Consider the following 14781-nt stretch of genomic DNA (forward strand, 5'->3'; position numbering starts at 1 on the left):
GGAAGTTCAGCGGCAATACGGAGATCATGCAGAGATCTTCACAGGTCCCAAATGCTGTCAGCAACACCGTAAACAGGTACGCGCAGGTTGGCGTTTCCTTTCCCCGACTACCGCTAGCCGGGAATGATGAGAGTGCCTCAAGCCGCGGATCGGGTAATCCGCACCGACTCGGATCGCGGCGTATTGATACTGGCCGACAGCCGCTTTACCCCGCCCTTTTACAGGGAGCAGTATCCGTCACACTGGCAGCTGCATAGATACGGCCGCGGAAAGAAACATCGAGAGAACTTTATCCGTTGTGGAAAACGGAGTGAATCAATCCATGCTGCTGTCGCGAAAATTTTATCGGCGCGGTCCCACTCGAAGAGAATCGGGCCCTGTATCTTTTTCGGATATCCGGAAGCGGTTTGGCTTTAGGTCCATCGGTATCGGCCGCTGGGTAACGAGGGAAGAGCGCGATGTCGCGGCCAGCCTGTTTTACGATGCGCTCTCCGATCTTATGGCGATACTGCGCGGCCCGGAAATAGTCATTTCACTGCGCGGTACCCTGTCCTTCCAATACGGTATTGGAGGACGGCCCGGTGTATCGGCTTTTTATGAACCGGCAAGCCGATGCTTCTCGCTGGCGAAAAATGCCGGCCCCGGCGCTATTGCCCACGAGTGGTTCCACGCATTAGATCATTATCTAGGCGATAAGGCATTCAGCGATACAGATGGCAGTGTATTTGCCTCCGAGGCGTGGCTGAGAGACGCCACGCCGGTTCCCCACCCCCTCAACGACCGGTTGTTCGATTGCTTCAAGTCCATCATGTTGGATGAAAGCGGGGAAAAGCCCAGTGAGCTGTTCCGTGCATCCTGCCGGATCGACCGGGAAACAGGCCGCCTGTATTACAGCAGGCCCGCAGAGATCTGCGCCCGAGCATTTGAAGCCTTTGTCCAAGATGCAACGATCAGCAATAACTTTCTTGTATCCGGCACCAAAGTGAGCGAGGAGGCGCAAATGGGGCTATACCCAAATGCCGGACACCGCAGGCGTATCAACAACGCATTCAGCAACTATTTCACCGCACTCGGAACGGCTCTGCGTGCGGAGGCCGAGAACCGCCGGGATCAGCCATTCAGTAACACCCGCTCCAGCAGGTCAAGACAGCGACAGGCATAACCGAATTCGTTGTCATACCACACCTGGACCTTCACGAGGTTTCCCTGTGCGCGCGTGGATAAGGCGTGCAGTATGCAGGAATGCGCATCTCCGATGATATCGCTGGAAACCAATTCTTCCTCGCTGTATGCCAGAATGCCCTGCAGCGGACCGTGTGCGGCGGCGCTGAAAGCAGCGTTAACTTCCTCCACGCCGGGGCTGCGTTTAAGTTGCGCTGATATATCACTCAGGGAGCCGTCCGCAACCGGCACCCGCACCGCGAGTGCATTTAGCCGGCCCTGCAACTGCGGCAGAACCCGAATTGTGGCGGCGTCGGCACCGGTACTCGTAGGGATTATGTTGAGCGCCGCGGCGCGCCCACGGATCTTCTTCCCCGCAGCCTGATCTACTACGCTCTGGCTGGCCGTATAGGCGTGGATAGTGGTGGCTGAGGCCTGCTCAATACCAAATTCGTCATCCAGCACCTTCAGTACCGGTGCCAGAGAGTTAGTGGTGCAGGAAGCATTCGATATCACATAGTGACGCTCCGGCACATAGTCGGTCTCGTTGACCCCCATTACCAAGATCACGTCTGCGTCAGCCGAAGGTGCGCTGATCAGAACCCGCCCTGCCCCGGCCTCGATATGCTTGGCCGCGGCCGCGCGCTTGGTAAAGTGGCCGCTGCATTCGATCACCAGGTCCACCTGCTCGGAGCCCCAGGGCAACTTCTGCGGTTGCGTTTCGCTAAACAGCGGCACACTGAGTTTACCCACAGTCAGCTTTCCATTCTCAACGGAGACCGGTGCATCCAGTCGGCCGTGTACCGAGTCGTAGGCGAGCAGATAGCGCAGATTGTCCGCAGGCATCGGTTCGTTGGCGGCTACCAGGGTAAAGTGCTTGTATTCCACCTGTAGATAGCGGCGCAACAGTAACCTGCCAATGCGGCCCAGACCGTTGATGGCAACGCGTTTCATCAGACCGTACTCAATGATGATGGATTTATCTCAAAGAATAGAAGCTACTGCGGCGGCAGGGGCCGGTGTTAGGAGGGCCCGGATAGCCCCCGGTAGCCGGCGGTTTTACAATCGCTATTCCATCACTTGTGCCTTTCATCCTGCTACGGCGCTGCCTCAAGCCTGAGACACGATGCGCTCTTAGCAAAATATTGTCGCTTAATTCATGATCTTGTTCGGAAAACCTGTTTGGACTGACCTCCCCTTCCTTTAGTATGCGCCGCTTCTACCCCGGGGAAGCACACCCATGACGACAGCAGAGAGAATCTATCAGGCGGTTGAGCTGTTCAGCGCGGAAGAGCCTCACTACCACCTCTTCGAGCTCGCCTTCCAGGACGCGCTGACCAGCGACGGTACTCCAGGCGCTGATGCCGAGGAAATGGCACGGGTGGCAGCGAAATCATTGCGAAGCCTGGGGTACTCGGATTATCACTTGGCGATGGCGGCCACCATCGCCTACAACAGTGACTTTGAGAAGCTCATGTATGGCAGCCCGGCAGCCGTTCAGGCAATGCACAAATATATGTCCTACTACCTGGAGTTTGCAGATCACCAACAGGTCGCGGCAGTGCAGTAACCTCAGCCTGACCTTTTTCCACAATACGGGCAACGCCGGCTTGCCCCCTGTCTTTGATTCGCGCAATGGCACACGCGCGGGGCTCAACCGTCTATTTACTTAACAGGGCACGAAGCGCTACAGTGTGGCCGGCGAGGAGAGGCGTGTATTTCTACCAAGTGAGGTCGCGGGAAGACTGTGCGCCGCATTCAAGACACCGGCGGGGCGCAGATTCAAGCCGCCAGCAATATGAGTTTTTATCGAGCAGGACCGGAAATGCTGGAAGCGCTTTTGACGCACAAATTTGTCCTTACCCTGGCGACTATCGTTACTATTTTGTTGCTGCGCTGGTTGCTCGCCGCTGCTATAGCGCGCAGCAACTGGGCCAAGGCAGATAAGCGCCGCCGTATCAGCACGGTACACAATTACAGCAATCTGCTGCTGGTCATTGGCCTGATCGCCATATGGATCACCGAACTGCGTGAGTTTGCCCTGTCTATCGCCGCATTTTCCGTAGCGATTGTCCTTGCCTTGCGGGAATTCGTTCAGTGCTTCGTCGGCGGCGTTTTTCAGCGGAGTATGCGCGCATTCAATGTGGGGGATTGGATTAAAATCGGCGATAAATTCGGTGAAGTAATCGACAGTGACTGGCTCAGTACCACCCTGTTAGAAATAGATCCCCACGGACTCGGCAATGGATACACAGGGGCGACCTTATTTATTCCCAACAGCGCCTTCTTTACACAGCCGGTAAAAAACCTGAACTTTATGCGCCGCTATATAGAACATTCTTTCGCCCTGGTGCGCGAGAGTAATGGCGTGAACCCCATGGCGGCTAAAGAGTACATCAGCACGCGCATACGCGAGCACTGCGAACCTTTTCGGGAAGTGGCTGAGCGCTACTGCAAACTCATTGAGCACCGCATGGGCGTTGAACTATCCGGTCCCGATGCTGAAGTGCGCATCACTACCAATGAACTGGGGCACGATGTGCTGACAGTTACCGTCTTCTGTCCGCGAGAAGAGGCGCACGAGATCGAACAGAAAGTTACCGAGGATTTCTTCAACTTCTGGCACCAACAATTTGAAGCCACCTCCCGGGGTGGGGCCAATACATCAGCTTCCGGAGCTTAAAGCCGGCTCCCGATCTATATTGGTTTCCGTGCGCCGGGCGATGAGAAATGCATTGCGAAAACAGTCGAGACCATCCCTGCAACTCCGCCGGATTACCTCAAGGTATCCGGCGTTTTCAACATTTCCTCCATCACCCGAACTTCTCGCCTGGCTTTTTTTACCTTTACCCTCAGAAGCGAGTTAATCGAAGTTCCCCTAGAGAACCTCTGATTAATTCACTTCCTGACGCTAAAAACTCTTTGGAGCCAGATGGAGAAGCTCAGGTGATAGGCTGGCCATTTCGAAACCGTTGGATACAGGGATGTATCCGACGGAGCTACAGGGAAGTACTCGTGCGTTTTCGAAATGGCCATCCTAGTGCCTGAGCGCCCCAGAACCTACCATAGTGTTCACGCGAATGAATCAGGGGTTCCCTAGGTGCCAACGCCGGGTTCCTGTAGTTTCGCACGGATTATCTCGGCTAGGCGTAGAGCGCCCGGTCCGGGGGCATCCCTATCGGCAAAGATCAAATACAAGGGAATACTGCGCGCACTACCACCCCGTATGGGCAGGGGTTTTAGCAAACCGCTCTCGAGTTCCGCGAGGATCTTTTCCTTCGGCAGCCAGGCAAATCCATAACCGCGGCAAGCGGCACCGATAGAAGTCGCCATATTGGTCAGCGTCCAGCGCCGTGTCACTTCAACGGTAGTGGTTTTGCTGGTGCGCTGAGAACCTGTGTCCCGAACCACCAAATGCCGGTGCTGGCGCAGGTCGCGCAGTGTGACCTCGCGTCCCAGCTGATGCAGGGGGTGATCGGGATGTGCCACTGGAATCACCTGCGCCGGCCGGGGAAGCATTTCACCGACAAAGCCTCTGGGCACATGTGGTGTGATCGCGAGATCCACTCTGCCCTGTTCCAGGGCCTCCGGCGCGCCACCAATCACCGTTTCGTAGAGCTCGACCCTGGTTTGCGGACTCTCGCGGCCAAAGTCATCCAGGCAGCCAAGCAATAACCAGGTGGGAAACAAGACTTCCACGGCAATGGCAATCTCCGCTTCCCAGCCCGCTGACGCTTTGCGTGCCGCTACCTCCAAGCCCGCGGCATCTTCCAGTAGCTGGCGAGCACGGCGGTAGAGCATCTCTCCCGCCCTGGTAAGAACCGCACGGCGTCCCTCTATGACAAAAGCCTTGATATCCAGCACAGATTCCAGCTTTTGCACGGAATAGCTCACCGATGACTGGCTCTTATGCAAGCGCGCCGCCGCCTGGGCGTAGCCGCCCTCCTCGACAACCGCTACCAGACAACGCCACTGTTCCAGACTGATACGCGGTGTCAAAGGGGTCTCCATCTGCTTCTTGTCGGCCATTAAATCTATCCGTTCGATGAGTTTTAGCAGTTTTTTATATTTTTTTATCGAATTAATCAATGTTTAAATGGCCTCACATTCGGAATACAGTGAGGAAATACCGAAATGACACACCGAGAGCAAAAGCTACTTAAGATCCAAACCAGCCTATTTCAGAATGACGGTGTATCGTCTCAATTGGCAGATGAATTCGCCCGCCAATGGCAGGCACAGAACCCTCAGGGCCAGGTAATCACCCGCGACCTCGGCGCTGAGCCAGTCCCACATCTCGATCTGGCGCGCTTCCAGTCATTTATCACTCCGGAAGAAGAGCGCACTGCGGAGCAAAAGGCCGTGGTGAACTATTCCGATCAACTCATTGCAGAGATCACCTCAGCGGATGTGCTGGTACTGGGCATTCCGATGTATAACTTCAGTGTGCCATCCACATTGCGCGCCTACTTCGACCATGTTGCCCGCGCGGGCGTGACTTTCCGTTATACGCCCGAAGGTCCCCAAGGACTGATCAAAGGCAAACGCGCGGTGGTGTTTATCACACGCGGTGGTTTCCACGGAGAAGATCATTCCCAAACTGCCTACGTGCGCCAGTTCCTCGGGTTTCTCGGCATCACCGACGTCGAGGTTGTCCACGCTGAAGGCTTATCGGTAAGTCAGGACGCCAAGGAAAACAGTGTCAAAACTGCCCGCGAAAAAATCGCTGAGTTGGTTTAAGGAGGCACAGACCAAGGCGAGCCCCTTGTCTTCAGCCGCCTAAAACAAACGGCCGGTGGCCGCGATCGAAAACATCCTCCATCGATCGCAGCCACCGGCCGTTGTTTTATGGCAGCCTGACTGAGACAGGCGATATCTTCGCTAATACAAGGCTCAAACAGCTTCAGCGGCCTCTCGGCGCTGCTTCTCTGATTCAACCTCAGAGCTTTCCATTGCGGCCGTTTTGCTGCCGAACAGTCGCTGCACTACCACAAAGAACAGCGGGATAAAGAAGATCCCCAGCAGTGTACCGACAATCATTCCGCCCAGGACGCCAGTGCCGATAGCACGTTGCGCACCCGAGCCGGCACCAGTAGCCACCGCTAATGGCAATACGCCGAGGCCAAAAGCAAGGGATGTCATCAGGATGGGGCGCAGCCGGTCACGCACTGCGCGCATCGTCGCCTGAATCAACTCCATGCCACTTTCCAGGTTCTGCTTGGCAAACTCCACGATCAGAATCGCGTTTTTGCTGGTCAATCCCACGGTTGTCAGCATCGCCACCTGGAAGTAGACATCCCGCTCCATTCCGCGGAAGGTATTCGCCAACACTGCGCCAAGGATCCCAAGAGGAGCCACCAACAGAACGGCGGTGGGCACGGTCCAGCTTTCGTAAAGCGCTGCGAGACAGAGGAACACGATCAGCAGTGATAAGGTGTAGAGCAGTGGTGTCTGCGCACCGGCAGCCCGTTCCTGATAGGAGAGACCGCTCCACTCCATGCCGATTCCATCCGGCAGCTGCTTCACCAAGCGCTCCACTTCAGCCATGGCTTCGCCAGAACTGACACCGGGCGCCGCTTCACCGTTGATTTGCATCGCCGGCACGCCGTTGTAGCGCTCCAGACGCGGTGAGCCATACTCCCAGCTAAAGCTGGCAAAGGAGGAAAGTGGCACCATTTCTCCCTGGTTATTGCGCACCGACCACAAGCGGAAATCCTCGGGCACCATGCGGAAAGGCGCATCAGCCTGCAGATAGACCTTCTTCACCCGGCCGCGATCGATGAAGTCGTCGATATAGGCTCCCCCCCAGGCGGCGCTCAGGGTTGAGTTGATATCCGCGATCGAGAGACCGAGGGCCGCTGCCTTGGCAGTATCGATATTCACCCGGAACTGCGGGGTATCCTCCTGCCCATTGGGACGCACATTCGCCAGTAGAGGACTTTCGCCAGCCATACCGAGAAACTGATTGCGCGCGTTGGTCAGTGCCACATGTCCCAGGTTGGCATTGTCCTTCAGGTAGAAATTGAAACCATTGGATGTGCCCAACTCGGGAAGTGCCGGTGGCGAGAAGGCATAGGCGATGGCATCCTTAATTTGCATCAGCGCCCCCATGCCGCGCATGGCGATCGCGCTGGCCCCCTGCTCCGGCGCCTTGCGCTCATCCCAATCCGCCAGCTTGATAAATGCAATGCCATTGTTCTGGCCGGAACCGGCGAAACTGAACCCCTGCACAGAGAACACGGACACCACATTGTCGGGCTCATTGTTCAGGAAGTGATCTTCAATCTTATAGATGGACTCCATGGTGCGTTCCTGGGTGGCCCCAACTGGGGTTTGCACCATGGAGAAAAGCACGCCCTGATCTTCTTCCGGAAGGAAGGATGTCGGCAGCCTTAAAAAGAGCACGACCATCACGGCCAACAGCCCGGCGAAGATGGCCATAAAGCGGCCACCGCGCGCAAGCAGTCCGCGCACACCCCGCTGGTAGCGGTCAGTGCCGCGCTCGAAATTGCGGTTAAACCAACCAAAGAATCCTTTGTGGCCGTGAGCCTCGCCCTTTTTCAGCGGCTTCAAAATAGTGGCGCAAAGCGCGGGCGTGAGAATCAAGGCCACCAGCACAGACAGCGCCATTGCGGAAACGATAGTCGCAGAGAACTGTCGGTAAATAACTCCCGTGGCCCCGCTCATAAACGCCATGGGGACAAACACCGCGGACAGCACTACACCGATACCCACCAGGGCGCTGGAGATCTGCCGCATCGACTTCTTGGTCGCCTCCTTCGGCGACAGCCCCTCCTCGCTCATCACCCGCTCGACGTTTTCCACCACCACGATGGCATCGTCCACCAAGAGACCGATAGCCAGCACCATGGCGAACATGGTCAACATGTTAATGGAGTAACCCAGCGAGAAAAGTACCCCGAATGTGCCGAGCAGCACGACTGGCACAGCGATAGTCGGGATCAATGTGGCGCGGAGATTCTGCAAGAAGAGATACATCACCAGGAATACCAGAACCACCGCTTCGACCAGGGTATGGACCACCCCCTCGATAGAGACCTGCACGAAAGGCGTTGTGTCGAAGGGCACTACCGCTTTCAATCCGGTGGGAAAGAATTCCTCCAGCTCCTTCAGCTTCGCCTTGACATTCTCGGCAGTCTCCAGTGCATTTGCGCCGGTGGCCAGAGTAACCGCCACGCCGGTTGCCGGCTGGCGGTTATAGCGGGTCAGGGTCTCATAGCTTTCCGCACCGATTTCCACCCGCGCGATGTCTCCGAGGCGCAGCACCGAGCCGTCATCGTTGGCCCGGATCACAATATTGCGGAACTCCTCCGGTGTTTGCAGACGACCCTGCGAGTTGATGGTCGCGTTCAGCTGCTGACCGGGTACGGCCGGGGTACCACCCAGGGAGCCAACTGCCACCTGTTGGTTTTGCGCCTGTACTGCTGCAGCGACATCCGCCGGTGTCAGGCGGTAAGTCTCGAGTTTGTGCGGATCCAGCCAAATGCGCATGGCGTATTTGGAGCCGAAGACCTGCAGACTACCGACTCCGGGTACCCGGCTGATCGGATCCACCAGGTTCGACGAGATATAGTCGGCGATATCGGCTTTAGACATGCTGCCGTCTTCGGACACAAAGCCGAGTACCATCAAAAAGCCCGTGCGACCTTTACTGACACTCAGCCCCTGACGCTGCACCTCTTCCGGCAGCAGAGGGGTCGCCAGTTGCAGCTTGTTCTGTACCTGTACCTGGGCCGTATCCGGGTCAGTACCATTCTCAAAGGTCAAAGTGATCGAAGCGGTACCATTGGACTGACTGGTGGCGGACATATAGAGCAATCCGTCCAGCCCCTTCATATTTTCTTCGATAATCTGGGTAACCGAGTCCTCCACCACCTTAGCGGAAGCACCGGGATACACGGCGCCGATGGTGACCGCTGGCGGTGCGATATCCGGATAGCGCTCCACCGGCAGCTGGGTAATGGCCAGGCCACCGCCGAGCATGGTGATAATTGCCAGCACCCAAGCGAAAATCGGGCGATTGATAAAGAAACTAGCCATTGCCGGGCTCCCTTACGACTCTTGAGCGGTCGGCGCTTGAACTTGTGATTCAGTGTTGGCATCACCGGCGACAGCATCACCCGCTGCCGGAGTTTGCGGTGCCTCCTGTTCGACAGCCTGCACCGGTGCGCCCGGGCGAATTTTTTGCAGCCCCTCTACAACCACCTTATCACCGGCCTGCAGCCCCTCTTCCACCAGCCACTTGTCGCCAATCGTGCGGCTCACTACTACTGAGCGCTGAGCCACGACACCTTCTCCGCTGACGACCATCACAGACGTATTGCCTTTCGGGTCCCTGGCCACAGCCTGCTGGGGCACCAGTATTGCCTGTTGGCGCACTCCGCTGCCCAAAAGGGCGCGCACATACATACCCGGCAACAATATATTGTCCGGATTGGGGACAATAACCCGCAAAAGCACACTGCCCGTGGATGGCTCCACACTAACCTCGGCAAATTCCAGCTTGCCCTTATGTTCATACTGGCTGCCGTCTTCCAGCAGGATGGTTACAGGCAGCTCCGTACTCTCCACAGTGCCCGCCTCTAGCGCCTTGCGCAGTGCCAGCAACTCGGCGGTGGACTGGGTCACATCCACGTAGATGGGATCCAGTTGCTGCACCGTTGCAAGAGCCGTGGTCTGATTGGCGGTGACCAGCGCGCCCTGGGTAATGGAAGACTTACCGATCCGGCCACCAATAGGCGCACTGATACGCGCATAATCCAGCTGCACTTTGCTGCGCTGAACCGCTGCGCGGGCTGCCGCCACATCCGCCTCCGCCCGCTGCAGTGCGGCCTGGGCGCTGTCGTTATCCTGCTTGCTCACAGCCCCGCTTTTTACCAGTTCCGCAGTCCGCTCCGCGGTCAGACGCGCTTCGTTCAACGCCGCCAGGGCACCTTGCAGATTGGCGCGGGCACTGTCGTAATCCGCTTTATAAGTGGCGTCATCCAGCTGATAGAGGGCCTGGCCGGCCTCTACCATGCCACCTTCCCTGAACAGCTGCGCTTTTACGATACCGCTGACCTGAGGGCGTACCTCGGCCACTTTGAACGCCGATGTACGGCCCGGCAGCTCCCGGGTCAGTGTTACGGGTTCTGCCTTGAGAGTGACTACAGTCACCTGCGGCACCATCATCGGCGGCGCGGCGGCCTCCTTGCCGCATGCACTGAGCAGTGCGCATGACAACAGCAGGCTGATTAGTACTTTCTTCTTCAGCATGACTACCTCAACAGGGGGTAGGCCGTCCCCGCGGCCAATGGAATTGAACAGGTTTGTACGGACAGACAAGTTAGGCCCTTATAGGGAACCGGCATTTTATATTCATGCATGAACAAACATCAATTATTCATTCATGAATGAATATAAACTAGTATGCTGTTCCGTGCAGGTGCCCCGATGCTATCCGACCTTTTGGTCGCTATTAACTGCTCTGGATCGACACAGTTCAATTTCACTGCGACCAGGCGTCTGTCTACTGGGACCAACTGAATATCGCAACCTCAACGGAATCTAATAAACCAATGGCCAAACGCAGAAAAGAAGATGCCCTGGAAACGCGGGAGCGGATTTTGGACGCCGCTATTGAGGTGTTCCACAAACGCGGTGTTGTCCGCCCTTCCCTTACTGAGATCGCACAGCTCGCTGGCGTCACCCGGGGCGCTATCTATGGCCACTTCCGCAACAAAGCGGATCTTTTCGCCGCGCTCACCGAGCGGGTGCAGTTCCCCGATGAGCGGCTGTGTGAGTGCGCCTGCGATGAAATAATGAAAGATCCACTTGGAGTACTGCGCAGCCGGTGGCTGCGGATGTTCCAGGAAGTGGCCCGCAACCGCGAGTGGCAACTAATCCTGGAAATCGTCTTTCACCGCTGTGAGCTGGTCACAGAAAGTGGCGAGATACACCAGCGTTTAATGGAGGGGCACGCCCAAGGGGTGGAGCGTATGCGCTTTCTCATCACTGCCGCGGTGCAGCGGGGACAACTGCCTACCGACCTGGCTATAGAAGTTGCCACGCCGCTGCTGCACGGCTCGCTTGTCGGGGTACTGCAGGACTGGCTCCTGCAGCCTCAAATCGGTGACCTCGCGGTATTGGGCGAGCGCTATGTCGATGCGCTGATCGATATGCTCCACGCCTCACCGGCACTACGCCGACCAATGCAGTTGCAGATGACCTGCTGATACCCGCACAGCCTATCCCCTGTAGCGGCTAGCGGCGATCGGAAAATCCGCCGGTTGTGAGGGGGGCGCTCGCAAAATAGGTTAAAAAATCGCCTATCACTGACTTTCTATATCGACACAATGCGGCCAACAGAGCACAACACCCGTAAAACCCGGCATATGGCGCAATTTCTTCTCGCAAAAAGGCTTTTGGCGGCACCATTTGCCTCGGATTAGAGGCAATTCATGCCTTTTGGAGCTTTCAGCCTATATACTTGTCCTAAGCTATAGGTCGCCAGCGCTCCACCGGACGCTGACAGCCCGTGAAGTAGGACGTATAAAGAGACTCTCTATGCAGACCAATCGGATCGCCGCTCTGTTTTCCGGCTTCTTGTTTCTCACCCTGACCCTGTTCTCCGCTGCGACGCTGGCCGAGCTGGACAGCCTGCAACCCGAAGAGGACCAGGGCAGTACCGCTCGCGAAATCGTCGGCAAGCTGGAAATGCTGCACTACAACAAGCTGAAGCTCAGCGACGATATGTCCGAAAAGCTCTGGGAGGAATATATCGAGGCCTTGGACCCCACCAAAAGCTACTTCCTCGCCTCGGATATCAGCGAATTCCGCCAGTGGCGCACCAAGCTCGATGACCAACTGCGCGCGGGCCAGGTAAAGGCCGGTTTTGACATTTACAATCGCTTCCGCCTGCGCCTGACAGATCGGCTCAACAATATTCTCAACCAGCTGGACAAAGGCCTGCCGGCCTTCGACTTCACCCGCGACGAATACCTCGAATTGGACCGCGAAGACAGCGACTGGCCGGCCTCCATTAGCGCCGCTGATGAACTGTGGCGCAAACGCCTTAAAAGCAGCGTGCTCAACCTGCGCCTGACAGGCAAGAAAGATGAGGAAATCCGCGACTTGCTGGTACGGCGCTACAAAGGCCAGCTGAAACGAATCCACCAACAAAGCAGCGATGACGTCTTTGAGCTCTACATGAATTCTCTGACCCGTCTGTACGATCCGCACAGCAACTACCTGTCACCGCGCTCACTGGAAAACTTCAATATGAGTATGTCGCTGTCCCTGGAAGGGATCGGCGCAGTGTTGCAAATGGAGGACGAATACACCAAGGTGGCACGCTTGGTTGCCGGCGGTCCGGCCGATCGCTCTGGCAAGCTCAAGCCCAATGACAAGATTGTCGCGGTCGGCCAGGGCAAAGAAGGCGAAATGGTCGATGTCGTCGGCTGGCGCCTGGACGATGTGGTTGACCTGATTCGCGGCGAAGCGGGTAGCTACGTGCGCCTGGAAACCATCCCCACTGGTGGGGACGGCACCCACAGAACCATCCTGATCAAGCGCAGCAAGGTGAAACTAGAGGATCAGGCCGCGAAAAAGGCGACCTTTGAATTCTCCGACGGTGAAAAAACGTACAAAATCGGCGTCATCAACCTGCCGACCTTCTATATCGATTTCGAGGCCTACCGTCGGCGCGATCCCAACTATAAAAGCACCACTCGCGATGTCGCCAAGTTGCTTGAGGAGCTGAAAGCGGAAAAAGTAGACGGCATCATCCTCGACCTGCGCAACAACGGTGGCGGCTCTCTGCAGGAAGCCACGATGCTCACCGACCTCTTCATCGATCAGGGGCCGGTAGTGCAGATTCGCCATGCCAATGAACAGATATCGCGCCACAACCGCTCCCGCTCGCGTGCCATGTACCGTGGCCCTCTGATGGTTTTGATTAACCGCCTGTCCGCATCCGCATCGGAGATCTTTGCCGGCGCTATTCAGGACTACAATCGCGGGCTGGTTGTGGGCAACCAGTCCTTTGGTAAGGGTACAGTACAGACAATGGCGCCTTTGAAGGAAGGCCAGCTGAAGATCACTCAATCCAAGTTCTACCGCGTATCCGGTGACAGCACGCAACACGCCGGGGTAACCCCGGATATACAGATGCCGCGCCTGATCGATGTGGAAACTGTCGGAGAGAGTGCCTATGACACGGCCCTGCCCTGGGACCGAATCCACGCGGTGCCCCACGCCAAATATTTCAATCTCAAGGAGCTCCTGCCGTCACTGATCAGCAAACACCAGCAACGCACGGCGGCGGACCCGGATTTTATTTTCCTGCGCGAACAATTCCAGTTCGAGACCGAGCGCGCGGATCAGGAATATGTATCCCTGAACGAAAAGACGCGCGAAATGGAACGCAAAGAATTGAACGAGCGCCTGCTCACAATGGAAAACCGCCGCCGCACCGCCAAAGGCCTGGAGCCGTATAAAACCTTTGAAGAGTATGAGGAAAGCGAATCAGAAGAAGTGGCAAATATCGGCGGGCCTGTGGAAATCAAACTGGAAAAAGACCCGATTCTGAACGAGGCCGGTTATATCATGGCTGACTTTATCAGCCTCTACGACAAAATCGCCAAGTCGCCACCCCAAGTGGCAAACTTCTGAAAGGTCCCCGGGCGAGAGTCACAAGGGGCCCGGTGGAAGGTAATCAGACTCACAGCAAAATGATTCAGGCCGGGCATGCCCCGGCCCTTTTCTTTGTTTGGGGAACACAATAAATGAAAGTTGTCTCTTTTAATGTCAACAGTATCCGCGCGCGCCTGCACCAACTGAAGGCGTTGGTTGATTCTCATCAGCCCGACATCATCGGTCTGCAGGAAACCAAAGTCACAGACGAGGATTTTCCGGTGGACGAGGTTCGGAATCTGGGCTACGAATTGATATTTTTCGGTCAGAAGACACACTATGGCGTCGCCCTGCTTTCACGCTTTCCCTTTATCGATCGCGAATACGGTTTTCCCGGAGATGACGATAATGCACAGCGGCGAATGGTCATGGGAAAATTCGATATCGGCAGCGATAAACCTCTGACGGTTATCAACGGCTATTTCCCCCAGGGCGAAAACCGCGAACACCCGGTGAAGTTTCCCAATAAACGCAAATACTACGCAGACCTGGAAGACTACCTGCAGACCACCTGCAGCCCAGAGGCGCCCGTATTGGTAATCGGCGATATGAACGTCTCCCCTACCGACCAGGATATCGGCATTGGCGAACAGAATCGTAAACGCTGGTTGCGCGACGGCAAATGCAGTTTTTTACCGGAAGAACGCGAATGGCTGCAAAAGATCCAGGATTGGGGACTGGAGGATACTTTCCGCGCACGTTATCCCGATAGCGATAACGTATTCAGCTGGTTCGACTATCGAAGCCGTGGCTTTGAACGGGATCCCAAGCGCGGCCTTCGCATCGATCTGATTCTGGCGAGCAAACCACTGGCGGAAAAATGTGTAGATGCCGGTGTGGATTATGATATCCGCAGCATGGAGCGCCCATCAGACCACGCTCCCGTGTGGGCCCAATTCGACATATAAGCCCACTCTGGTTCATTTC

12 protein-coding genes are annotated in these 14781 nt (G+C 56.4%); 8 read left to right on the plus strand and 4 right to left on the minus strand.

What is annotated here, in order from left to right:
* Nucleotides 1-126 precede the first annotated feature (126 nt).
* Nucleotides 127-417, plus strand: a complete 291-nt coding sequence (locus tag BM155_RS03245) for a helicase C-terminal domain-containing protein (protein ID WP_231902519.1) — start codon at nt 127-129, stop codon at nt 415-417.
* Nucleotides 311-1162, plus strand: a complete 852-nt coding sequence (locus BM155_RS03250) for a CLCA_X family protein (RefSeq protein WP_254773096.1) — start codon at nt 311-313, stop codon at nt 1160-1162. Before BM155_RS03245 ends, BM155_RS03250 begins: the two co-directional genes overlap by 107 nt.
* Here the strand turns inward: BM155_RS03250 and gap are convergent.
* On the minus strand, nt 1111-2115 hold the full coding sequence (gene gap, locus BM155_RS03255) for a type I glyceraldehyde-3-phosphate dehydrogenase (protein WP_074901077.1): 1005 nt from the start codon (nt 2113-2115) through the stop codon (nt 1111-1113). The two genes, BM155_RS03250 and gap, sit on opposite strands and share 52 nt — an antisense overlap.
* 286 nt (nt 2116-2401) lie before the next feature.
* Between gap and BM155_RS03260 the strand changes: the two genes are divergently transcribed.
* Entirely contained in the window at nt 2402-2731 is a 330-nt protein-coding gene (locus BM155_RS03260; protein WP_067153320.1) for a hypothetical protein, read from the plus strand.
* Nucleotides 2732-2908: 177 nt separating this feature from the next.
* A complete protein-coding gene (locus BM155_RS03265) occupies nt 2909-3844 on the plus strand; it encodes a mechanosensitive ion channel family protein (RefSeq protein ID WP_254773098.1) in 936 nt (311 codons plus the stop codon).
* A gap of 413 nt (nt 3845-4257) precedes the next feature.
* On the opposite strand, the gene BM155_RS03270 is transcribed toward BM155_RS03265, so the two are convergent.
* Complete coding sequence (locus BM155_RS03270; protein WP_254773100.1) at nt 4258-5190, minus strand: LysR family transcriptional regulator; 933 nt, start codon at nt 5188-5190, stop codon at nt 4258-4260.
* Nucleotides 5191-5295: 105 nt separating this feature from the next.
* On the opposite strand from BM155_RS03270, the gene BM155_RS03275 reads away from it, so the two are divergent.
* On the plus strand, nt 5296-5901 hold the full coding sequence (locus tag BM155_RS03275) for an FMN-dependent NADH-azoreductase (protein ID WP_067153322.1): 606 nt from the start codon (nt 5296-5298) through the stop codon (nt 5899-5901).
* A 153-nt stretch (nt 5902-6054) separates the two neighbouring features.
* Here the strand turns inward: BM155_RS03275 and BM155_RS03280 are convergent, their stop codons facing one another.
* A complete protein-coding gene (locus BM155_RS03280) occupies nt 6055-9222 on the minus strand; it encodes an efflux RND transporter permease subunit (RefSeq protein ID WP_074901079.1) in 3168 nt (1055 codons plus the stop codon).
* A gap of 12 nt (nt 9223-9234) precedes the next feature.
* Nucleotides 9235-10437 carry an efflux RND transporter periplasmic adaptor subunit gene (locus tag BM155_RS03285; RefSeq protein ID WP_074901081.1) on the minus strand — a complete coding sequence of 401 codons (1203 nt, stop codon included), beginning with the start codon at nt 10435-10437 and terminating at the stop codon, nt 9235-9237.
* Between the two features lie 302 nt (nt 10438-10739).
* Here BM155_RS03285 and BM155_RS03290 point away from each other — a divergent pair, with 302 nt between their 5' ends.
* From BM155_RS03290 to xthA, 3 genes are all read left to right on the plus strand, one after another.
* The gene (locus BM155_RS03290; protein ID WP_074901083.1) at nt 10740-11396 is read left to right on the plus strand and encodes a TetR family transcriptional regulator; all 657 of its coding nucleotides are present in this window, start codon (nt 10740-10742) and stop codon (nt 11394-11396) included.
* Nucleotides 11397-11727: 331 nt separating this feature from the next.
* The gene (locus BM155_RS03295) at nt 11728-13833 is read left to right on the plus strand and encodes a carboxy terminal-processing peptidase (RefSeq protein ID WP_067153329.1); all 2106 of its coding nucleotides are present in this window, start codon (nt 11728-11730) and stop codon (nt 13831-13833) included.
* A 113-nt stretch (nt 13834-13946) separates the two neighbouring features.
* A complete protein-coding gene (xthA, locus tag BM155_RS03300; RefSeq protein ID WP_074901084.1) occupies nt 13947-14762 on the plus strand; it encodes an exodeoxyribonuclease III in 816 nt (271 codons plus the stop codon).
* Nucleotides 14763-14781: the final 19 nt, after the last annotated feature.

It is taken from the genome of Microbulbifer thermotolerans (assembly GCF_900112305.1).
GTDB classification, from domain to species: domain Bacteria; phylum Pseudomonadota; class Gammaproteobacteria; order Pseudomonadales; family Cellvibrionaceae; genus Microbulbifer; species Microbulbifer thermotolerans.